We start from the raw sequence: 22,445 nt of genomic DNA on the forward strand, positions 1-22,445 counted from the left end.
CTACTGTCTAAAATTCGAAAGTTCATAAAATAGTCGAATTAAGTTTTCAAGTCCTTGTTCTTTGATTGCAATTTCGTCAAAGACCATTGGTTTTGAGTTAATTTCAAAAATATAGTAATGATTGTTTTGAATTCCGATATCCATTGAGAATTCATAAAAATGTGCATCTTCCATATTTAATGCAATTCCTGTTTGTTTGACTATTTCTTTTAATAATGAAAAATTTAATTCAATCGGTAGTTCTTCAATTGTAATAATGCTACCACCTCTAGGTACATGAGTTGTAATAGCATTAAATGTTCCTACTCTTACACCGATACCGGAAAGAATATAATTATTTTCATTTTTATGTGCAAGAATTCGTAGATCAAACTTTCTTCCATCAGGTAATTCGCTCACGATCCCTTGTTGACAAATAAAGTCCTCGCTTAATGAACTTAGAAATTTCCAACAATCACTAATTGATTTCACCAATTCTACATGAAATGCATTACGGATTATGACTTCTTTGTCACTTTTTAAGGAGAGCTTAAACACGCCAAATCCCTTTGAAGAATTATGTTTCTTTATATATAGAAATTTCCATTTTTTTAAATAGAAATATAAATCTTTTTCGCTAGTTAAATTGATTGTCTTTGGTATATAACTTTTTAAAAAGTCGTTTGAAGATAATATTGATGACGTTTGTATTTTTGAGAGATATGATTCATTAAAAAAAGGAATGTTTAGTTCTGAGATTTTTTCTCGGAAATTTTTATAATCATCGTTTGATTCGTACTGTACAGATGGGATGCGATTATATATTACGTCTGGTAAAGGGGAAAATAGTTTAAGCCATTTTTTTGTTTTAAAACAAAACGTATAACATGTAACCGAATTACCAGAGAGGGCGGTAGGGGTTATTATGATAGGTATACCGCCTTCAGTTAATACCTTCTTACAAATTCTTTTAAAGGTTTTAATATTTCCACTAAAAGGTAGCCGATCTTCGTTTGTTAAAATACCGATAATAGGGCCTAAATGTGTTCCGGTTTTTTTTACCTGAAATTGTATGGAATTTGAACGATCGTCGTGGGATGGTAATATAGTAAGCCGATTATGGCCTATGGAATATCTTGATTCACTATGGTCATGCGACCAAGTATTTTTATCAAGATGATAAAAAACTGAGATCATTTCATTGAAACCTCGAGTTCATTACCTTTTTTGGAAAGGTGAGTAGCATATTCCAAAAATAGTTTTTTAATCTGTTTGTCATTTTCTTGGAAACTAGGATTTGAAAAGATTGATCTTCCAGGTTTAGAATTCGCTTCGAAAAGCCAAATTTTTTCATCCTTATCAACACCTATATCAAATCCAATTTCTCCGATATGACCATCTACTTGACGATCTAAAGATTCACTAATTTTTAATGCTGCTGTAGATAACTTATCATGAATTCTTTTCGCTTTTTCCTGATCAAATAATTCTTCAAGAGTTTTCACTCGACCACCATTATTTAAGTGGGTAGTTGTGCTACCTTTTCCAGCTACTTTTGCGGCAATAACCGTTACATGCCATTTTCCTAAAGCATCCTTGTTTGTATGAACTCGGAAATCGACAGGCTGATGCTCGTAACGAACTAGTGAAATACCTTGTTGTACAATGAAGTCGTGTAACTTGTTGCTACGAAATACATGATTAATTAAAGATTGGAGTGATGAGAATTTTTGAAGTTTATTTGTTTCAAAATCACGATATCTACAATAATAAATTCCTTCTTCTCGGTGGTATCGAATTAAAATAACTTTTGAACCGAGGCTACCATTTTCGGGTTTTACATATACAAATTGGTAGTGCGATAATAATTCTTCAATCGTGTCAAAATTATGGAACTTTACTGTTTTCGGGAGATAATGTGCAACTGATTCTTCATTTTTCAATTTTACATATAAGTCCCATTTATTGAAGAATCCAGGATTAAACCATGGGATTTTGTAATCTTTTTCTAGTTTTTGACGTACGCGTTTTATTGATTTATGAACCTCAACTTTTCGATTAGGTAACCTATTATATATAACTGTTGGAAAAGGAACGACTTCTTTGGTCCATCTTTTATTCGTAAAGAAATAACCTTGAATGGTTTCTGATTCCCAATCAATTCCATGAGTACCAAATACAAATATGAAGCTATTTTTGTGATTATTTTCTGCAATTAAGTTTGCAAACATAAAGCTACGATCACCGATAGGGCGAAGAAGTGACTCAGTAAAGCCGGCGGTGAAAATTCCGACTAGTGGCCCAAGCTGTAAAGTATTTCCGATAATAATTGGCTCAATAGAACCTTCAAAAGGTATACAGAGCATTTCGACTAAATGCTCTGAGATCGAAATAATATTGTGAAGTGTATTCATCGTAACTAGTTGACAAGGGTATTTTTTTTGACCAAAAGCAATATATTCAATATTTCTAGAAGTAGTAAGCTCTTCAGGTATACATACTAGATTCTTACTCTGTCGATGAGTAACGATTTTATAAACTTCATTCATTATTTAATTTCACTTCTTTCACTTTTAGATTTCGATTGTAAATGTAAGCAATATTGAATTGGTGCTGAGTAAAGCTTTTGTTGAATAGAAGGGTCGGTTTGCAGTAGAACTTTTCTTCCAGGCTTTGAATTAACATCTAAAATCCAGATGGCTTGATTTGAATCGATGCCTAAATCTAAACCAATTTCAAATAAAGGAAGAAAATTCTTTTCAAGAGTGACTGGTAATTGTTTGCAAATTGTCTCAATATCTTGCTGTAATATTAAAGCAGTTCTTTGATTAAATTGAGTAATCCATTCTTCAAATGGAACTGCATTACTTCCCGCACTTAAATTTGCAACAATTGAATTAGGCTGACCGATGCGAACACCTTTTCCAACTGCTTGCCATTCACCTTTTTCATTTTTTTGTAAAAGGATCCTTAAATCAAATGCTTCACGTGATTTTGTTTGGAGGTCTAGATAATTTTGATAAACATATCCTTTTGATTCAACAATCGGTTGTAGCCACTCAAAAAATTCATCGCGCGTTTCGTAAACAGTCTCAATTACTTCCTTTTGTTTTTGTGTTGAAACACTAATTGAATAGGCACTTAACGTAATAAAATAAATATTGATTCCTCTTGAACCATGGATTGGTTTAATGACGAGCTTGCGCGTTTTTCTAAGTTCTTCAAAAAATACAGCTAAGTGTAATAGTTTCTTTGTTTTAGGGATATATGGATTTAAACTTTCATCAGTTGCAAGAGCTTGATAAGTTTCCCATTTTCCTGGCAGTCCATATCCTAAAAAAGTGATGTCTTTACGTTTTTTTAGCCAGTCAACGATAGGCTTTGCTTGCTTACTTTTAATGCTTGGGGAATAGAAGCAACGATCATAAATATAATTCGGTATTTCAAATGTTGTTTTCTCCCATTGTTCTGTTTCTGCTATATACTTCCATCCCATAATTTCTTCAGTAGCTGGTTGAATATTAAAAGGGGTAAATTGAACGAATTCGTAACCAAGTTTACTTGCTTCTTTTGCCATATGCTGAACGTATTCACCTTCTTGTCTTTCTTTAAGAGATAAATAACCTATTCTCATTCTTTTCACTCCTTGTACTTATAAATATGATTGAACAAGAGAAAAAATAGCTTTTGTTGAAGGTCTAATTTTTTGAATTGGGTCTGAAACATGTAAATCCTTTGAAGGCTTTGAATTTATTTCGATAACCCAAGGGTTAAATTCATTGTCTATAGCGAGATCCACACCAAACTCTGCGAATAATCCATCAAAGGAGGAGTCTATACATATACAGCATTCGATGGCTAACTCAACCAATAACTTTTTAAAGTGAATTCGCTCTTTCTTTGGTAAATATTGACTTAAAAATTCATCAATTTTTTGAAGGTCTCCCCCGCGGGCCAAATTGCTTACAAACTGCGTAGGGTGACCAATTCTTGCTACAGTTGAAGTTACTTCCCATTTATTAAATTTATTTTTATGACATAAAAATCTAAAATCAACAAGTCGATCATCCTTACTGATTAAAGGTAAGCCTTCTTGGATGATAAAAGTCCGCTTACTTAATTGCTGTTTAATTGGGTTAAATAGTTGAGAAATTGATTTATATTCAACTTCTACTTCGGAATTTTGGCTATTTTTTAAACGATACAAATCTTTATCTCTTGTAACCTTAAAAATGTTTCTTCCTTGGCTACCGTGAATGGGTTTAATAAAAACCGTTTCATATTTTTGAATAAAATTCTCTAATTGTTCGACTGAGCAGCATTCCTCAGTGTATGGAACGTAAGGCTTTATATAGGCTGTATCAATCAGAGCTTTAAAAACTTCAAGCTTATTTAAGAAGCGAGCATTAAAAAAAGGTATTTGTTGACTTGTTAGCAAAGAATTAAGTAATTTAAACTCTTTCGTTCGTTCTAGTCTTCTCGAATGAATTCGATTATGAATGATGGAAGGGGCAGGTACATTCATTAAAGTCCAGCCATTTTCTGAACGCTTATATCCTGTTAATTCATTCGTTAGTAGCTTTTTTAATGTCGTTACATAGAAATCAATATCAGAGTCTCCGCATAACTCTGATAGTTCCTCACAAAGTGTTGTTATTGAACCGAGCGGATTTAATGACTCCTCATTGATCGAATCAGTTACTACAACAAAAGATTGGGTTTCTTGATTTTTAGGAAAAGATTGCAATGATTCTCCTCCTTTCCAAAATAATTGTCGTTGTATACTATGTGATATTCGCCTAGTTGGTGAATGTATTTAGGAAATTTTTAGGGAAGAAAGTTTGATTTGTTTTAGAAAGACTGACATATAATAGAATGTTTGCTATAGTGGAGATACAAAAGTTTATAGGAGGTAGTAACATGGCTGTAAATATTTATGATATTGCATACTCACTACAAAACGCTTTTAAGGAGCAACCAGAATTTAAAAACTTACAATCACTTTACTCACAAGTATTAGCTGATCCAAATGCAAAACCATTATTTATGGAATTTCAAAACTTCCAAAAAGCGATGCAACAAAAAATGTATCAAGGTGAAGCAGTTACACCTGAAGAAAATGCAAAAGGACAAGAAATTGTTGCAAGAGTGTCTCAAAATCCTTTAATTGCAAACTTAATGCAAGTGGAACAAAGACTAAATATAGTCATCCAAGATGTAAATAAAATTGTCATGAGTCCATTAGAAGAATTTTATAAAGCTTTACTTGAACTTTAATATTTAAAAGGCAGGATAAGAAGAGGATTATTCATTCTTTTACTTTTTCCTGCCTTTCTTTAAATTTTTCCTAGCACATAAGAGAGACTTCATTGAAATGGAGTCTTTTTTAGTATAAGAATGGATATAATAACAGCCTATAAAGTTCTAATTAAATGAAGCATGTCATATATTCTAGTAAGGTATTTCTTCGCGAAATGGGGGAGATTAAGTGATTTATAAGTTACTTGCAATTAATATAGATGGTACTTTATTGCAATCCAATGGAAAACTCTCAAAAGAATCGAAAGAAGCTGTTGAATACGTTCAAGACAAAGGGATTTATGTAACCTTATATACAAGTAGAAATTTTCAAGCTACAAAAAAAATCGCAAAAGCTCTTAAGGTTAATAACCTTTTGGTCTCTCACTCAGGTGCCTTTATCTCTTCAAAGCTTGATGAACCATTATTTGAAAAGAGAATTGAAGAGGAAGAAGCTTATGACATCGTTAAAAAACTAGAAAAATATGATTGTAATATTCGGTTGTCACATGAACATTTTTCAATTGGAAATCGAAAAAAATTACAATCTAATTTAGTGGCAAAAGCAGTTTTATCAAATGCTGATCCTGTCTTTTATCCAATCCAATTTGTTGAATCACTTTCAGATAGCATTCTGGAAAATTCAATATCACCGTTAAAAATCGAATGTTATTTCTCTGATGAAGTAGAGAAAAATAACGTGAAAAAAGAATTGAATGCAAAGTATCCACATCTTGATTGCTTATGTGATGAAGATCGTAAAATTGAAATCGTCCGAAAAGGAATTTCAAAATATTCAGGATTAAAACGATTAGGTGAACATTTAGGAATTTCTTATCACGAAATGGTTGTAATCGGAGATAATTATAGTGATTTACCATTAATCGAGCATGCAGGTTTAGGAGTTGCTATGTCAAATGCTCCTGTAGAGATTAAAAAAGTTGCTGACTGGATTACAAGATCAAATGATCAAAATGGTGTTCCTTATATGATCAAGGAGCATTTCAGGAAACAATTCCCACTGCCATTCTTAAAAACACATTTAAAAATCGAAAAATAAATAAAAGTCTGGTTTTCAAGAGAATCCTCTTCGAAAACCAGGCTTTTTCAGTGAATTTTAAATAATTGACCTCGTTACTCTTTAATTTTATACTTAAGTGATAACTTAAAAAGGTGATAATAAAATGAAAATATATATTAAAGGTTTAGAGGATATTCGTTTTCAAAGACCGTTAGAGCTATTAGCTCAACTATTTTTTGAAGACTGTGATGTATCGTTAGAAAAAATAGATGCAGATATTCAAGTAAGTCTTGTTCTAGATGAAGTTAATAAACAAGTAACCGGTAAGCTAGGTACGAATTTCGAAGCAACTACAAGCTATGTAGATGGTAAAGATGATCGAGAATCATTTAAATTTAAAAAGAAAGCAGTTAATTTTGTCTTTTTATCATTACTACAAGAGCATACCGGAATTCAGCAAAAGTGGGGAATCTTAACTGGAATACGACCAACTAAGCTCCTTCATTCAAAACTTAAATCTGGTATGTCAAAGGATATGGCGCATGAAGAGCTACGAAATGACTATTTAATCCATGACGAAAAAATTGAATTAATGCAATCAATCGTCGATCGTCAGTTAAAAGTAATACCAGATTTATATAACTTGCAAAATGAAGTTAGTCTTTATATTGGTATCCCATATTGCCCTACTAAGTGTGCTTATTGTACATTCCCAGCTTATGCTATTCAAGGGAAACAAGGTGCAGTTGATTCATTCTTATATGGATTACATTTCGAAATGGAAAAAATCGGCGAATTTCTAAAGCAACGTGGCATTAACATTACGACGATTTATTATGGTGGAGGGACACCTACTAGTATTACAGCAGAAGAAATGGACTTACTATATGCTAAGATGCACGAATCATTTCCAAATATGAAGCAGGTTCGTGAAATTACGGTAGAGGCTGGTAGACCTGATACAATTACACCCGAAAAATTAGATGTTTTAAATAAATGGAATATTGATCGAATTAGTATTAATCCACAATCCTATATTCAAGAAACGTTAAAAGCGATTGGTAGACATCACACTGTGGATGAAACAATAACAAAGTACCATCTAGCCCGTGAAATGGGTATGAACAATATAAATATGGATTTGATTATTGGTTTACCTGGAGAAGGTTTAAAAGAATTTCAATATACATTAGATGAAACTGAAAAGTTAATGCCTGAATCATTGACTGTTCATACACTTTCATTTAAAAGAGCCTCAGAAATGACGCAAAACAAACAAAAATATAAAGTTGCAGATCGAGATGAAGTGCAGCAAATGATGAATGAAGCAACCGTATGGACAAAAAATCATAACTATCATCCATACTATTTATATCGTCAAAAAAATATATTAGGTAATCTTGAGAACATTGGTTACTCTGTTGATGGTCAAGAAAGTTTGTATAATATATTAATTATGGAAGAAGAACAAACAATTATTGGTTTAGGTTGTGGTGCATCTAGTAAGTTCGTAAATCCAGAAACTCGTCAAATAACTCGTTTTGCTAATGCAAAAGATCCTAAATCATATAATGAAGGTTATGAGCATTATACAAATGCAAAAATTAAGATTTTAGATGAGTTATTTTCGAAAAGTAATCAATCAAATTAATGAAAAATAAAGGAAATTCCCCTTGCGATGTTTAATGTATAAATTAACCATTAAAACAAGGGGGATTTTTTTATGTCTATTTCAAACACGGCAGAACATGTTTTATTAAAAAAAGAGGGACGAGTTGCCACTGTTGTATTTAATCGACCTGAAGTATTGAATGCAATGAATGAAGATACATTCAGACAATTTCGAGATGTACTGGATGAAATTACTAGCTCAGACGTTGATGTAGTCGTTCTATGTGGAAATGGCAAAGGTTTCTCTTCAGGTGGAGATTTAAAATCAATGCTAAGTAACACAGATGAGTCTGCTTTTGGTCCAGTAATGGATTTAATTACAGATGTAGCAGTTAAATTATATACTTTACCTAAAATCGTTATTAGTGCGATTCATGGGCCAGCTGCTGGAATTGGACTAAGTTTTGCTCTTGCTAGTGATTTCGTTCTTGCTCATGAATCAGGTGTATTAGCAATGAACTTTATCGGAATTGGCTTAATTCCTGATGGTGGTGCACATTACTTCTTAGAAAAAAGGCTAGGGGAAACAAAAGCTAAACAACTAATCTGGGAAGGTAAAAAACTAAATGCAACGCAAGCGCTAGAAATCGGTTTAATTGATGAAGTCATCAGTGGGGACTTTGAACAAAAAATTAATGAACGCGTGAAGTCTATTCTTCAAAAACCTGTAAGTGCGATGATCCAAACGAAACAAATCTACAGTAACAGTAACGTAGAGTCCTTAAAAAATGTACTTTTATATGAAAAAGAAGGACAAAGTGCAATGAGAAGAACAGCAGATCATCAAGAAGGTGTACAGGCCTTTTTACAAAAGAGACTGCCGGTTTTTACTGGTAAATAAGGATCGTGAAATCGACTGGATTCGGTCGATTTTTTTGATTAGAAGAAAAGAAAAGATGTACAAATAAAATTAACAAAAGTACAATTAAATAACCTGAAATAGTAGATAGAATATTTTATTGACTATTTACGATCACACTACTATTTTCTTTCTGTAATCTTATGTATTTAATATAAAAAAGTATAAATCATTAAAAATTAGATTGTCTATATTCTATTATGCACTAGTCTTTGTTAGTTAAATTGTGTCTGACATTGAAAAAAACTTAACAGTTGTTTTACGAAATGGTTAATTTTAAAATACAAGACTATAAGTTTTTCTCCACTCATGGTAGAATGTTGACATTCTCAGTTTTGGGAGAGTGGTTAGATTGAAAAAGATTCAAAGCAATTCACGTACAACGTCAAGAGCGAAAAGAAAAAAAACAAAACTCATTTTATTTGGATCAATTGGAATCGTACTAATACTAATAGCATTTGTTTCGTATTCCATTTTTTCGCAGAATGATAATAAGGCAGGATCTAATAAAAGTGCCTATGCCTCAGCCAAAGACAGCAAAAAGAATGATGAAAATGGTGTAAAAGAGACATCAACAACGGTTCAAACAATTGATGATGATTCAGAGGGCACGGCACCGGAAACACCAGAACAAACGGGTGCACAAACTGGTGCGAAACATGTGACAAGCTATGATCGAAATTCTCAAGACTGGCAGGCAATGCTACAGACAATCTCTTCTGCTGTTGGAACAGAGCCAAGCAATATGACTGTATGGTTTTTAGGTAGTGACAAAAGCAACCCAGGTGGCTCAGTCGGGACTGTATCAGCAAAGACAAAAGGCTCGCAAAAATATCGAGTATATCTCGTATGGGATGGCTCTGGCTATAAAGCTACAAAAGTTGAACCTGCTTCGTAATATGTAAATAGGATGTACTTAAAGGTAATCCTATGGCTGTTAAGAAATTCATGACGGCTTTTTCATTAAAAGGTAGTCCACGCCAAGCAGAAGTTGAAAAGTGTTGAAACTTTGATTGGTACTTAATTTAGATCAAAACAAAAAAGCTGCGATAAATTGTCGCAGCTTTTTTTATTATGGATGAAATAAAAGTAGTTTACCAGTTTGACTAATGCAACGGTGTGTTTTATCAAGTGCACCGAGTGTATTAAGTTTTTCTGTACCAATTTTTTTTGCTTCTAAGTCAGAATTAGCTTCAAATTGTTCATCGACAATTGATTCGCCACTTTTTTCAAAAGCAGTAATTCGATATGTTGCCATGTCCTAGACCTCCCTAAAGTAGTTGCGATATTACTATTTTGGCATAGATTGAAAAGCTGTGTAAAGCAATAATTTGAATTATAAAAAAATTCCGTTCAGATTTAAAATTTTGACATTTGGAGGTTACAACAGATTTTAAGAATTGTTAGATTATGTCTTAATTTTTTGTATGAACATTGTTGGGCTAAGTATCTATTTTAACGTATAATAGATAAGTAAAACGACTAATACATAATTTGATTTTCCTTTTTTTATTTTGTGAAATTAATTTTCCAAAATATTGTAAGCTATTTACTTAAGTAGAGCTTAAGGAAGCATATACAAAATGGAGGTACTTATGGATAAAAAAGTATATGATCATGAAGTTGGCGAACGTTTTGTAACATTTTTATTTGTCAAAGCTGTTACAAAAGGTGTAGCAAGTAATCAAAAAACATTCTTATCTTTAACTTTACAAGATCAAAGTGGAGATATTGAGGCGAAGCTTTGGGATATTTCTTCAGAGCAAGTAGAAGCGTATGTAGAAGGAACTGTTGTAAAAGTTGAAGGAGAGCTACACGATTATAGAGGAAAACTTCAACTTAAATTACGCCAAATTCGTCCAACTAAAGATACAGACGAAGTTAATCCGGAAGATTTTTTCGCAAGAGCACCAGTTTCTAAAGAAGAATTATATGAGAAAATTACTTCATATATTAATAATATGGCCAATGAAAAACTTAAAAAGCTTACTGAATATCTAGTATTAAAAAATCAAGAGGATTTTCTTGATTTTCCAGCGGCAACTAAGAATCACCATGAATTTGTTTCTGGTTTAGCATACCATGTTTTTTGTATGTTGAAATTAGGTGAGTCAATTGCGGATTTATATCCTTCAATCAATAAAGATTTACTATATGCTGGAATCATACTACATGATTTAGGTAAAGTAAGAGAATTATCTGGTCCAGTTTCAACAAAGTATACTGTCGAAGGTAATTTATTAGGTCATATCTCGCTGATGGCAATTGAAATTGGAAATGCCTCAATCGAACTAGGTATTGAGGGAGAAGAGGTTACTGTTCTACAGCATCTTATTTTAAGTCATCATGGTAAGTATGAGTACGGTAGTCCGAAACTACCTTTAATTAAAGAAGCGGAAATTTTACATTATATTGATAATATTGATGCAAAAATGAATATGTTAGACCGCGCACTTGAAAGAGTTGAACCAGGAGAATATACAGAGCGTATTTTCCCATTAGAAAATCGTAGTTTTTACAAACCAAAATTTTAATTTATTGGCGCGAGTGGTTTAAAACTGATGTTTATAATCACTCGCCCACAATATGCCCACAATTTTTTAAAAAAGCTTCTTAGTTATTAACTGCATTTTCTTCCAAGGATTTTGTTACATGAAGATATATTTGCTGTCATATCTATCGTTGAGTGGCCAAGACGTTCAGAAACGTATTTTAAATTAGCACCACTTTGTAACAAATGTACTGCGTGTGTATGTCTAAAACCATGGTACTTGATAATTGTGCAGGTATATTCACAACAGCGGTTGCTTGTGATAATACAAAAAGAAAATGGAAATGTATCGAAAAAGAAGTAGAATTTTGTAAATTAGGAATACAACGTATTAATGAAAATAGAGCGAGTTTAGGGTTACCTATTATCTAGAAGAAAAAGAAACGTTCATATTAAATGAACGTTTCTTTCACGCTGTTGAAAAAAGACTTCGTCAAGTAAATGCCACGAATTTTTCGTGGCATTTTTTGTTTTAGTTGTCCATTTAGTCTGTTTTTTGGTAAATTAAATGAAGACCTATTTCCTTTAGTGAGAGAAGTTTGGTCCATTTAATCAAGTTTTGTATGATTGCAGTCATCAAAACTTGTCTTTTTACTTTTTGAACTCCTCGGTATCGTGCGTAGCGTAAGCCGTGGAGTTCTTTACTTTGGGCAAAACTTAATTCAACAGTTGAAGGTCTTACTGATTTTAATATTTTTCCTCGAGTTGAAAGTCTTTGTTCCCTTAATTTATCGTAAATTGGCTGATTAACTGATATTCTTAAAACCCGATCATCTTTTTTCGCGAATGGACAATTAAGACAGCTACCTTTATCAGGCTTAAATTCATGATAGCCATGTCTAGTAGTAGTTTTATATCGAAAAGGTACACCACAAGGACAGGCATACAGGTCTTCATTTACTTTTTGAAAATGAGTTTTTCTACAATCTTTATGTTCATTACTTGGAAATCTACGATGTGAGATATAAGCAAATATCCCACGTTTAAATAAACCTTCGGCAAATCTTGAATTATAGTACCCCGCATCAACAGCTATTTCATTCGCATAGTATCCGAACCTCTCTTTTAATGAATCTAATTGATCTAATAAAACTCTATGACCAGGAACATTTGCACTTGTCACATGAGTATCGATTATAAAATTATGTAGGGAATCAACTACTCGATGCTCAAAATATGCGAAGCGACCTCGTTCATCATGTTTAACTGATAACCTTGCATCAGCGTCAACAGGACTAAGTAAAACGCGTTTAAGTTCAGTTTTATTTCCTTTAGTTTTAAGTAATTTTAATCCGTGTTTTTGTCTACGCTCATTTACTTTTTTAAAAGTCTCTAGATCTTCCTCAATTACGACTTCTTTAATCCATTCATCACGTTTTCTTTTATTCGCATTCGCTTTTAATTCTGTTTCATCTGCCACCCAAGTTTCATTCGCAATAAATCCATCTATATTAATTAAATTTACTACATAGTGAAAGAAAGCTTCCCAAACCTCGTTATCTTTTAAACGATGATTAAGAAACTTTGAAATAGTCGAATGACAAGGTATTTTTCGATCAGGTGAAATCCCTAAAAACCAACGATAAGTAGCATTTTGTTTGCTTTTTTAAAATTATTCACTAAGATGTTTTCCTCAGTTTATTAAATTTACTAAAAATAATATTTAATAAAAAGGTAAATAGGATAGCAATTGGTAAACAAAAAAGTATTAAGCTTTTATATTTTGTGAGATCAAAGCTATCCATTAAAAATGGATTTACAACTTGAAACAAAAGAAAAAGTCCAAATCCATAAACCAAATAATAAATACTTAATTTAATAAACTTCATCTATAATCAATCCAACCGTTGTTTGGTTTAGAATCAATACGATCAATACCTTTTGCAATAGCCAAGCCTACATCGAAGACCTCTGTTGCTACTGCAACTATAGCTGTAATAGAATTTGCTAGTTTTGGTGCTCCCCAAGCTGTTAATTTACTTTTTATTGTTTTGGAAAATAACCTATCAGCTTCCTTTTTACCTTTTTTCTTTATAAATGAAGTAACAGATGTAGTAACATTTCCTGTAATTACTGAGATTGCTATATTAAAGACATGTCCAGCTGTACTTACTTTAACTCTATTTTTTTCAAATCCCCACAAATATCCGACTATACCTGTTTCACTTTCAAAGGCATCTATAATTTCGCCTCTTAATAATTCAGGGTCTTCTGAGTCGCTGTTTTCTATTTCTTCATCTAATAGGTTGTAAAATAATTCTTTTTGTTCTTCAGACATTTCATCAAGAGTTGGGAAAGTATCAAATAACGCTTCTTCTTCAGGTGTTACTACTTCTAGAAAACTTGCTGTTTCGGCATAAGAAATTGGCCTAGCTCCATCTTCATGAACAGCGGTAACTCGTACATAATATACAGTGCTATCTGTATAGTTAAGGCCATTATCTACCTCGGTTGCTCTTTGATATATATCGCAAGGGTCCGTAGAAAATTCAGTGCCAGTACCGTTTCTATGAAAATTTACTTGTCCAGCTTCTAGTTGTTCTTTTGTAGGAAACATACCTTTACCTTTAGTCGTCCAACTAGTTTGATCAGCTGGTACATCCCAATAACTATGCATTGATCCATTAAACAAGATAATTTGATACTTAGTAACATTTTCTACAGGTTTCCATGATACATTTATGTATCCAGTGTCATCATTATTTTTAATTGCTTCAACTGTAGGTTTTTCCATTTGAGGATAATTTGTATTTACTGCTCTACCTTGAGGAGCAGGTAAATTTTTTGATGAATTAGAATTAGTAATTAATTCCTCATCTTTTAACGAATTTTGAACTTCTGCTTTTATTTGTTGTAAAGGTAATATGGTAACAAATAATGCTGCAGCGGTTATTGCGGTAATTGATTTTGAAAATCTTTTTAGTCTTTTCATAAATAAGAACTCCTTTCTAAATATTATATAAGTTACAAAATAATTCTAACTTATGTAATAAATGAAAATTTTTCTTAAATGAACAGAAGTATTTTAATTTTGATACAATATTTTAAAAAAATTAAATTGTAATTGGTTGATAATTTGAAATAAATATAAGTAATTAATAAAAAACTCCTGACCACCTAAAATGTCAGTCAGGAGTTTTATAAAAGGATATCATCGTGAAGATAATTCTTTACCATATTTTATAGCCAGTAGTTCCTATTACAGAATGCTATTCTAAGTTAATACTGTAATTTAAGTTTGTATTTGTCTGAAATGACCACAATTTGCCCACAAATTTATCTTTATAAATCGGTTTTAAACAACTTTATATATTTGAAAATAACAATAAAACCCTTATTTAACAGTAAATGTTGAAACTCAAACAGTTTTAAACGATATGAAAAATAAAATCGTAGTTTTTATAAACCAAAATTTTAAATTAATCATACTTCCTCCTTATTAGCCATATAATGAAGCAAATGCTTGTCTACTAAGGAGGAAAATCAATGCCAATATTACCATTTTGGATGTATATCGTGATTTTAGGAATTTTTGTAAGTGGATTTATGGTGCTATACACCTCGAAACAAGAAAGGGATGCAGATGAAGCTTTCATTGAAAAAGAGGGAGAAATTTACTTGCAAAGAATTAAAGAAGAAAGAGAACGAAGAGAGCAATTACTTATTAACTCTGAGATTTCATCCAATTAAAAAAAACCTGCCAATTAGGCAGGTTTTTTGTTATGATTTTTTCACTTGGCTTTCTAAGTCTTTATCTTTTACTTTAAATTTAGCTTTTTTAAGAAGTTCATCAGAGAATGCTTGGAAGTTTTCTTGGCTTAGCTTAGACTCTGCAAGTTTTTTGCGAGCATCTTTTTCGTTAGCAGTCTTTTTACCAGTTAGTTTAATAACATGGTATCCAAATTGTGATTTAACTGGTTGGCTGATTTCTCCAACTTTTAATTTGTAAGCAGCTGCTTCGAATTCAGGTACCATAGCACCTTCACCAAAATAACCTAAATCTCCACCTTTGTCTTTTGAACCAGTGTCAGTAGAATATTTTTTTGCTTCTGCTGCAAAATCTGCACCTTTAGCTAATTCTTCTTCAACTTTTTTAGCTGTAGCTTCATCTTTTACTAAGATATGACTAGCTCTAATTTCTGGTTTATATTTTGCTAAATCAGCATTTGTAACTGAAGCTTCTGCAGCTTTTTCAGTTAATAAATCGATTTTAACACGATCTTTAAATGCTGCTTCATCTTTAAATCCGTACTGTGCTAAGAAAGCTTTAAATTGGTCACCATTTTGTGTTTTGTACTCATTGAATTTAGCATCAACATCTTTATCACTAACTTTGTAGTTTTTCTTTAAATAATCTTCAATAGCCATTTGCTTAAGCATTGCTAATCCTGCTGTATCCTTCATCTTGTTATATAAATCTTTAGATGTGATATCTCCCGCATTAGATGTAGCAACAACATCGTTACTAATACCAGCAGATCCACATGCTGCTAGTCCGAATACTGAGGTAGCTAAAACTGCAGATACGATTAACTTTTTCATTTAAACATCTCCTAATAAAAATTTAAAATGATTTCTTATAAAGAAAAATTTTACTTATTAAAGTATGGAGCTTAAATCTTAATTTTTCCTGTATTTAGACGTACCTTTTACTGGAAATTACTTCACTTAATATAACATATTTTTCTTCAATATGACAAAGTTTATCCAAAAAAAGAATAATTTGGTATGCTTTTTAACTAAAAATAAATTAATTTTAAGGAAACTTGAACTAGTTTTAAATGAAATGTAGGCACTATGAGAGTAGGGGATTATATGAATGCAGATTTCTATTTTTTATATTTTAACTCCGGACTTTACCTAAAAATCCTGCTTATCCTGCAAATTAAAAACTTGTCAATCGTGACATTAGCCCAATCATTTAAGGCATTCGTCTATATATTATTATGGATTACTGTTAGGAGGGTGGAAAAATGGAGGGGAAAGCATCGAATGAATTTGTATTAATCGTGATCCTGTTTATTTTGTTAATCATTATTGGGTGTTCATTTTTATAAGTAGTATGAATCTTCAAAAATGAAGGTTATTTATACATTTGCCCAGACCATTTTTTACTACACGCATAAGATAAGATATGTAGCAAAAGGAGGTGTGAATGATGGGCGTAGGATTCCATGGTGGAGGATTTGCGTTAATCGTTGTATTGTTCATCTTATTAATTATCGTAGGAGCAGCTTGCATCTAATTTGTAAATAAGACAAATATTCGACCGGAGGTATTGTACCTCCGGTTGAGTTTTTATTCCAGATGAAATAGTTAGTACAGATGCTAGTTAAATGAAATTTAGAAATAAATATAAATGAAAAGGAAATAAGCCTGAGGATTTTAAAGAGGTATTTATGTGAAATTTTGAACAAAAGTGACCGAAATAAAAAGCGGAAGGATTTAATTAATCTTGCCCCGCTTCTATTTATGTGTACAATTTCACGGCATATAAACTGAAATTGTAACTTTAAAGAAGATATTAAGGTTTCTTAATTAAACGATTATCTTCTTCAATGAATTCTTTATCTATGTTACCTAAAGTTGTTTCAAATATATCCATAAAATCTTTTCCATAAATATTACGTAAAATAGCCATAATTTCCATATTTTCTGGAAATTTACCATAAAATTCTTTTAATGGTAAAGTACCTTGAAAAACTGAATTTGTCTCTGGATCAAATTCACCTAGGATCTCTAATAGAATATCTTTACCTTTTTCTGTTAATTCAATATACGTATTACGTTTATCTTCTACTTTTTTAGAAAACACTAATAAACCACGTTCTTCTAGCTTTTTAGAGAAGTTAAAAGCAGTCGATACGTGCATTACACCAAATTTAGCAATTTCAGAAATAGACGCACCCTTTAAGTGGAAGGCGATCATTAAAATATGATGTTCATTGATATTTAAATCATAGGGCTTAATCCATTGTTGCCAGTCTTTTTCAACTGACTTCCATAATGCTTTAGAAATTTGGGCAATTCTTTGACTAAAAATCAAAGCTTCTTTCATTGTGTATAATTTTTGTTCAGTTTTCATCAATTCACCTTCTTTTCTATTTAACTATCTATTTATTATTATGCCAATAATATGTGAAGAAATAAAGAACTTTTAGTTAGAATTTTTAAAAATTTTCACAAAGTAGTTGATAAAATTCTACATTTTTATATTATAATTAAGTGTTGTGGGTCAAAAGAATTATGTTTATATAATAATTTTAACGAAACTATAGAGTGATTGTCGATAAAATATTATTGGTAATATAGTAAATATATAATATAAATCTATAAAAATATAGTATAAATTGAAGAATTCAGATGGAATTTAAATAAAAAAAACAAAAACAGGAGATATTCACTCGCTTGTTTTTGTTTTTAAAAGAGATGATTTTATTATTTTTTAATAATGTTATTTTCGATAGATTTTGCAATCTCTTGTAGCGTTTCATTTGTGTATTGATTTTGGTTTGAAAGCCATTTTACATCAAAGCCATCATTATTTCCGTATCGTGGTAAAATATGCATATGATAATGAAATACAGTTTGACCTGAAACTTCACCACTATTATTTAATATATTTACACCTTGGACATTAAAAGTATCTTTCATTGCATTAGCAATGTGAGGTACTTTTCGGAAGTATGCACTAGCTGTCTCTTCACTCATTTCAAATATGTTTTCAACATGATTCTTTGGAATGACTAATGTGTGTCCTTTTGTAACTTGACTTAGATCTAAAAAAGCTAAAATATCATCATCCTCGTAAACTTTTGAAGCTGGAATGCTACCTTCAACAATTTTACAGAAAATACAATTAGTGTCATGTGCCATTTTTTTATACTTCCTTTCACTTTTTTCCTTATTTTAACATAGGGGTAGGTTAAAGGGGAAATAGGGGCAGGAAAAAACAAGAAGCAACCTATGTTGCTTCTTGATGAAGGGGAAAGATTTTATTGGAGTAATTATAAATTGTCTTTAACAGACACCTCATTTGCTTTAAATGTTCAATAAATTGGCACACCTTATTAGAAATTTATATGCTCTGGTCGAGACACCTCATTTTCAAATTGGTATACTAAAACCTTTGTTTATAAGTGATAATGTTCAAGCTAACCATCTCCTTTGATGTTTTCACTGCTGTTTATACAACGATGTTTTATCTATGGAGAAATTTCACTTCAACAACTACCCTTGCATAGGTTTGAACGCAAATTAAATTACCTTTAACACACACCTCATTTCAAATTTTGAACTGGAAAGTGTGTTGCTTTCCCTTCAAGAATTATGATGCCCTATATGAAAGAAAGTATGCAAAAACAATAAAAACCCTTAAAAGCAGTTTAAGACTAAATTAATTATTTGGATCATTAATAGTATGTACAGGGGAACGGGGACGTGCCCTCGAGGAACAAACCAAGGTGGAGCATCTAGGAGTGGAAATCAACATGACATAATTTCTTTTCAACAACATAAAACAAGAAGCAACCTATGTTGCTTCTTGATGAAGAGGAAAGAATATTGGAGTAATTATAAATTGTCTTTAACAGACACCTCATTTGCTTTAATGTTCAATAAATTGGTACACCTTAAAATAAATTTATATGCTCTGCTCGAGACACCTCATTTACAAATTGGTATACAAAAACCTTTGATTTTAAGTGATAATGTTCAAGCTAACCATCTCCTTTGATATTTTCACTGCTGTTTTATACAACGATGCTTTATCTTGGGAGACACTTTAACAGTTACCTTGCATAGGTTTGAACGCAAATTAAATTACCTTTAACACACACCTCATTTCAAATTATTGAATTAGAAAGTGTGTTGCTTTCCCTTCAAGAATTATGATGCCCTGCGGTAAAGAAAGTATTCTTAAAAGGAGAAAAAAAGATTTAAAAGGCATCGAAGGGTGAGAGGAAAGGCTAGAAAACGGAGAGGGAGTAGTTAATTATTGGTTAATTAGATAAATAAGAGTATAGATAATAGAAGGAAGTAGCTTTAATGTAAACATCTTTATATGATAAGGTGATTTGAACGAAAGAATACTCCAATCCATGGGAAATTCAAGAAGTCAGAGAAAGCGAGCATCCTGTATTGGAAATCAACCTTCTACTATTACGAAAATAAGGTAATTAATTGATAAGATTGTTTCTTTTCACATTTTTCGTATGATCTATTAATGGTATTACTGTTAATAAGTTTAGCGATTTATGACACAAATAACACTAGTAATGTTTTTTTCAGAAGTAAAAATTTTGATCTAATTTATAGAAAAACAAAGTCAAATGATTATTATTAAACGGTGATATTCGGTCTTAATTGACCTACAAACTGAGTAACAAGATATTATGCAACTCTAATTTACATTAGGTTTTTGCGAATACATTTTTATCAGGAATAAGTTGTTTGGAATGGAGGGATGCTCGACTCCTATGGGATAAGCGGGAAGGCTAAAGACCCCACAGGCTTGCCGAGGAGGCGAAAGAATCTCGTAATTAATTGACAAGATTGTTTTTCAACAAAATAAAACAAGGAGCAACCAGTAGTTGCTCCTTGATGAAGGGGAAAGATTTAGAAAATGAATTTAGGTTAATAAGTTAAATTGTCTTTAACAGACACCTCATTTGCTTTAATGTTCAATAAATTGGTACACCTATAAATAAATTATATGTTCTGCTCGAGACACCTCATTTACAAATTGGTATACTAATGACCTTTGTTTTTATAGAACATGTTCAAGCGCACCATCTCCTTAGATATATGCATTGCTGTAAATGACAACGATGTTAATCTTTGGAGATACCTCATTTCACTTAAACAATTATCTGACTTAGGTTTGAACGCAAATTAAATTTCCTTTAACACACACCTCATTTCAAATTTTGAACTGGAAAGTGTGTTGCTTTCCCTTCATGAATTATAATACCCTTAACCTAAAATAGTATTCAAAAAAAGAAGGATTTTTTTTTATTATTCCATAAATATGATATTAAGGAAGTTAAGATTATTATTTGATACAATAAAATTTATAGGAAAAGTACATTTGAAAGGATTTGTAAAGAATGACTTTATTGCATGTAAAAGATGTCACAGGTGGATACACTAGACAGCCTGTCATTAAAGATGTCTCATTTACGATTAATAGGAATGAGCTTGTTGGTTTAATCGGGTTAAATGGTGCCGGTAAGAGTACGACAATAAAACATATATTAGGACTTTTGAAACCATCTAAAGGTGACATATTAATTAATGGTGAATCTTTTGATAAAGATCCAACTGCATATCGTGCTAGCATATCATATGTTCCTGAAACTCCGATGATTTATGATGAATTAACTTTACAGGAACATCTTGAAATTACAGCCCTGGCGTATAATATTCCTGAAAAGGATTTTAAAAAACGTAGTGAAGAGTTATTAAAAACATTTAGATTAAATGATAAAAGAAAATATTTTCCTTCGACATTCTCTAAAGGGATGAAACAAAAAGTAATGATCATTTGTGCCCTTATTGTCCAACCACAGTTATACATAATAGATGAACCATTTTTAGGACTTGATCCAATCGCGATAAATGATTTACTTGAGATTTTGAACAATGAAAAAGAAAAAGGAGCAGGCATTTTAATGTCTACTCATATTTTATCGACTGCTCAAATTTATTGTGATTCATTTATTATTTTGCATGAAGGAGTCGTTATTGCAAAAGGTACATTAAACGAATTACAAACTCAATATAATATGCCAAATGCTTCATTAGATGAAATTTATATTTTTGCAACGAAGGAAAAAGAAATATGAGTACGATCAAAGAATTATGGTTAGCACGGTATAGGAGCTTTTTAAAAGAAATGAGTAAATATGGTCGTTATATTTTTAATGATCATATAAAATTTGTAATTGTTTTTGGATTTGGAGGAGGAGCATATTATTATCAACAAATGCTAAAAACAATTTCTCCAGACTTCCCGGCTATTTTACTAATCTCTATTCTTTTTAGTTTTCTTGTTGTAACAGGTCAAGTTACTACTTTTTTTAAAGGACCTGATTTACATTATTTACTACCTTTAGAAAAAAAGATGAAAAGTTACTTTATCCGCTCCTTTTTAATTACATACATCGTTCAAGTTTATTTAATGTTAATGATGCTAGGTGTGATATATCCAATATATAAGAAATTTTCACTAGGACAAACAACAAGTTTTATCGTCTTTATGGTAATAATTTTCTTATTAAAAGGATACAATCTCTTTGTTTCATACATGCACCTTACAAATAGCGGTGTTTTAAACCGAGCTTTTGATTATTGTTTAAGGTTGCTAGGTACTTTCTTATTTATTTATGGCTTATTAAGTAAATGGAGCAGTTTTTTCCTTGTAATAATGATCGTAATTTTAGCTATTTATGCATTATCTATTCAAATAGGTAGTAAAAATAGAAGAGTACAATGGGAAAGAAATGTTAAACTTGATACTTCAAGATTAGCGACTTTTTATCGATTTGCGAATATGTTTACTGATGTACCGTCTATTCAACAACAAGTTAAGCGAAGAAAATGGGCCGATCCAATCATTAATAAAATTAAAATGAGAAATGCTGCGAATTATTTACTAGTTCGTACATTTATCCGAAATGGTAACTATTTAAGTATGTTTTTAAGACAACTTTTAGTAGGTGGGTTTGTAGTTTACTTGGTGCCAACTATGATTGGAAAAATATTGATTGGCATTTTATTTCTTTACGTAATTTCCCTACAGAATATGTCAATTTTAAAACAGTACAACTATCATTTGTTGTGGAAAATTTATCCTTATACAAATGAAGAAAATAAAAAATCTATTTCAACACTTTTGTATATACTACTGATAATATGTAGTCTAGTTTTTAGTATAATTGGTTTAATAAAGGGCTTGTCAATTTTAAACTTTATTATTGCAATCGTTGTGTATACTTTATTTTCAATGTGGTTAATTAAATTTTATGTGCATAAAAGGTTAAGTCAGCCACAAAAATTGTAAAGGG

Annotated in this window: 21 protein-coding genes and 1 pseudogene; 11 read left to right on the forward strand and 11 right to left on the reverse strand. The window is 31.4% G+C overall.

The features are described 5' to 3' along the window. Genes ACFVRR_RS00230 through ACFVRR_RS00245 form a run of 4 tightly spaced genes read right to left on the reverse strand, consistent with a single transcriptional unit; the run spans position 1 to position 4,726 of the window. Positions 1-1,176, reverse strand: coding sequence for a YheC/YheD family endospore coat-associated protein (locus ACFVRR_RS00230; RefSeq protein ID WP_387323465.1), 1,176 nt, complete (start codon positions 1,174-1,176; stop codon positions 1-3). Then, entirely contained in the window at positions 1,173-2,528 is a 1,356-nt protein-coding gene (locus tag ACFVRR_RS00235; protein WP_387323468.1) for a YheC/YheD family endospore coat-associated protein, read from the reverse strand. The genes ACFVRR_RS00230 and ACFVRR_RS00235 overlap by 4 nt, the downstream gene beginning before the upstream one ends. Then, on the reverse strand, positions 2,528-3,613 hold the full coding sequence (locus ACFVRR_RS00240) for a YheC/YheD family endospore coat-associated protein (protein ID WP_097973775.1): 1,086 nt from the start codon (positions 3,611-3,613) through the stop codon (positions 2,528-2,530). The genes ACFVRR_RS00235 and ACFVRR_RS00240 overlap by 1 nt, the downstream gene beginning before the upstream one ends. Before the next feature lie 18 nt (positions 3,614-3,631). Then, on the reverse strand, positions 3,632-4,726 hold the full coding sequence (locus ACFVRR_RS00245) for a YheC/YheD family endospore coat-associated protein (protein ID WP_387323471.1): 1,095 nt from the start codon (positions 4,724-4,726) through the stop codon (positions 3,632-3,634). A 173-nt stretch (positions 4,727-4,899) separates the two neighbouring features. On the opposite strand from ACFVRR_RS00245, the gene ACFVRR_RS00250 reads away from it, so the two are divergent. The 5 genes from ACFVRR_RS00250 to ACFVRR_RS00270 all read left to right on the forward strand — a co-directional run bounded on the left by ACFVRR_RS00250 (position 4,900) and on the right by ACFVRR_RS00270 (position 9,726). Next, entirely contained in the window at positions 4,900-5,256 is a 357-nt protein-coding gene (locus tag ACFVRR_RS00250; RefSeq protein ID WP_387323474.1) for a YlbF/YmcA family competence regulator, read from the forward strand. 211 nt (positions 5,257-5,467) lie between these two features. Continuing rightward, a complete protein-coding gene (locus ACFVRR_RS00255) occupies positions 5,468-6,337 on the forward strand; it encodes a Cof-type HAD-IIB family hydrolase (protein WP_097973770.1) in 870 nt (289 codons plus the stop codon). Between the two features lie 124 nt (positions 6,338-6,461). Then, the gene (locus ACFVRR_RS00260) at positions 6,462-7,949 is read left to right on the forward strand and encodes a coproporphyrinogen III oxidase (RefSeq protein ID WP_387323477.1); all 1,488 of its coding nucleotides are present in this window, start codon (positions 6,462-6,464) and stop codon (positions 7,947-7,949) included. Positions 7,950-8,021: 72 nt separating this feature from the next. After that, positions 8,022-8,810, forward strand: coding sequence for an enoyl-CoA hydratase (locus ACFVRR_RS00265; protein WP_387323480.1), 789 nt, complete (start codon positions 8,022-8,024; stop codon positions 8,808-8,810). Positions 8,811-9,180: 370 nt separating this feature from the next. Continuing rightward, a complete protein-coding gene (locus ACFVRR_RS00270; RefSeq protein ID WP_387323482.1) occupies positions 9,181-9,726 on the forward strand; it encodes a DUF1510 family protein in 546 nt (181 codons plus the stop codon). A 174-nt stretch (positions 9,727-9,900) separates the two neighbouring features. Here the strand turns inward: ACFVRR_RS00270 and ACFVRR_RS00275 are convergent, their stop codons facing one another. Then, complete coding sequence (locus ACFVRR_RS00275; protein ID WP_097973763.1) at positions 9,901-10,086, reverse strand: YhzD family protein; 186 nt, start codon at positions 10,084-10,086, stop codon at positions 9,901-9,903. Between the two features lie 337 nt (positions 10,087-10,423). On the opposite strand from ACFVRR_RS00275, the gene yhaM reads away from it, so the two are divergent. Beyond that, a complete protein-coding gene (gene yhaM / locus ACFVRR_RS00280) occupies positions 10,424-11,362 on the forward strand; it encodes a 3'-5' exoribonuclease YhaM (RefSeq protein WP_387323484.1) in 939 nt (312 codons plus the stop codon). A gap of 79 nt (positions 11,363-11,441) precedes the next feature. Here yhaM and ACFVRR_RS00285 read toward each other — a convergent pair. From ACFVRR_RS00285 to ACFVRR_RS00300, 3 genes and pseudogenes are all read right to left on the reverse strand, one after another. Beyond that, positions 11,442-11,604, reverse strand: a pseudogene (locus ACFVRR_RS00285) (tyrosine-type recombinase/integrase); the annotation flags it as partial. Positions 11,605-11,863: 259 nt separating this feature from the next. Then, positions 11,864-12,799, reverse strand: a complete 936-nt coding sequence (locus tag ACFVRR_RS00290) for a transposase (protein ID WP_387323486.1) — start codon at positions 12,797-12,799, stop codon at positions 11,864-11,866. A 405-nt stretch (positions 12,800-13,204) separates the two neighbouring features. Continuing rightward, positions 13,205-14,311: a hypothetical protein gene (locus ACFVRR_RS00300; RefSeq protein ID WP_387323488.1), complete on the reverse strand. Its 1,107-nt coding sequence runs from the start codon at positions 14,309-14,311 to the stop codon at positions 13,205-13,207. 554 nt (positions 14,312-14,865) lie between these two features. On the opposite strand from ACFVRR_RS00300, the gene ACFVRR_RS00305 reads away from it, so the two are divergent. After that, positions 14,866-15,069, forward strand: coding sequence for a sporulation YhaL family protein (locus ACFVRR_RS00305; protein WP_056472082.1), 204 nt, complete (start codon positions 14,866-14,868; stop codon positions 15,067-15,069). A gap of 30 nt (positions 15,070-15,099) precedes the next feature. On the opposite strand, the gene ACFVRR_RS00310 is transcribed toward ACFVRR_RS00305, so the two are convergent. Continuing rightward, positions 15,100-15,921 (reverse strand): peptidylprolyl isomerase, encoded by an 822-nt coding sequence (locus ACFVRR_RS00310; protein WP_387323491.1) that lies wholly within the window; start codon positions 15,919-15,921, stop codon positions 15,100-15,102. 431 nt (positions 15,922-16,352) lie between these two features. On the opposite strand from ACFVRR_RS00310, the gene ACFVRR_RS00315 reads away from it, so the two are divergent. Together ACFVRR_RS00315 and ACFVRR_RS00320 are read left to right on the forward strand one after the other, a co-directional pair. Then, the gene (locus ACFVRR_RS00315) at positions 16,353-16,436 is read left to right on the forward strand and encodes a YjcZ family sporulation protein (protein WP_082459494.1); all 84 of its coding nucleotides are present in this window, start codon (positions 16,353-16,355) and stop codon (positions 16,434-16,436) included. Between the two features lie 98 nt (positions 16,437-16,534). Then, entirely contained in the window at positions 16,535-16,624 is a 90-nt protein-coding gene (locus tag ACFVRR_RS00320) for a YjcZ family sporulation protein (RefSeq protein WP_097973758.1), read from the forward strand. Between the two features lie 279 nt (positions 16,625-16,903). On the opposite strand, the gene ACFVRR_RS00325 is transcribed toward ACFVRR_RS00320, so the two are convergent. Together ACFVRR_RS00325 and ACFVRR_RS00330 are read right to left on the reverse strand one after the other, a co-directional pair. Continuing rightward, complete coding sequence (locus ACFVRR_RS00325; RefSeq protein WP_387323494.1) at positions 16,904-17,464, reverse strand: HTH-type transcriptional regulator Hpr; 561 nt, start codon at positions 17,462-17,464, stop codon at positions 16,904-16,906. Between the two features lie 353 nt (positions 17,465-17,817). Next, positions 17,818-18,255, reverse strand: a complete 438-nt coding sequence (locus tag ACFVRR_RS00330) for an HIT family protein (RefSeq protein ID WP_387323496.1) — start codon at positions 18,253-18,255, stop codon at positions 17,818-17,820. 2,231 nt (positions 18,256-20,486) lie between these two features. Between ACFVRR_RS00330 and ACFVRR_RS00335 the strand changes: the two genes are divergently transcribed. Further along, complete coding sequence (locus ACFVRR_RS00335) at positions 20,487-21,224, forward strand: ABC transporter ATP-binding protein (protein ID WP_387323498.1); 738 nt, start codon at positions 20,487-20,489, stop codon at positions 21,222-21,224. Beyond that, positions 21,221-22,441 carry an ABC transporter permease gene (locus ACFVRR_RS00340; protein ID WP_387323500.1) on the forward strand — a complete coding sequence of 407 codons (1,221 nt, stop codon included), beginning with the start codon at positions 21,221-21,223 and terminating at the stop codon, positions 22,439-22,441. Before ACFVRR_RS00335 ends, ACFVRR_RS00340 begins: the two co-directional genes overlap by 4 nt. Positions 22,442-22,445 lie beyond the last annotated feature (4 nt).

It is taken from the genome of Gottfriedia sp. NPDC057948, assembly GCF_042887255.1.
In the GTDB taxonomy this organism is placed as follows: Bacteria; Bacillota; Bacilli; order Bacillales; family Bacillaceae_G; genus Gottfriedia.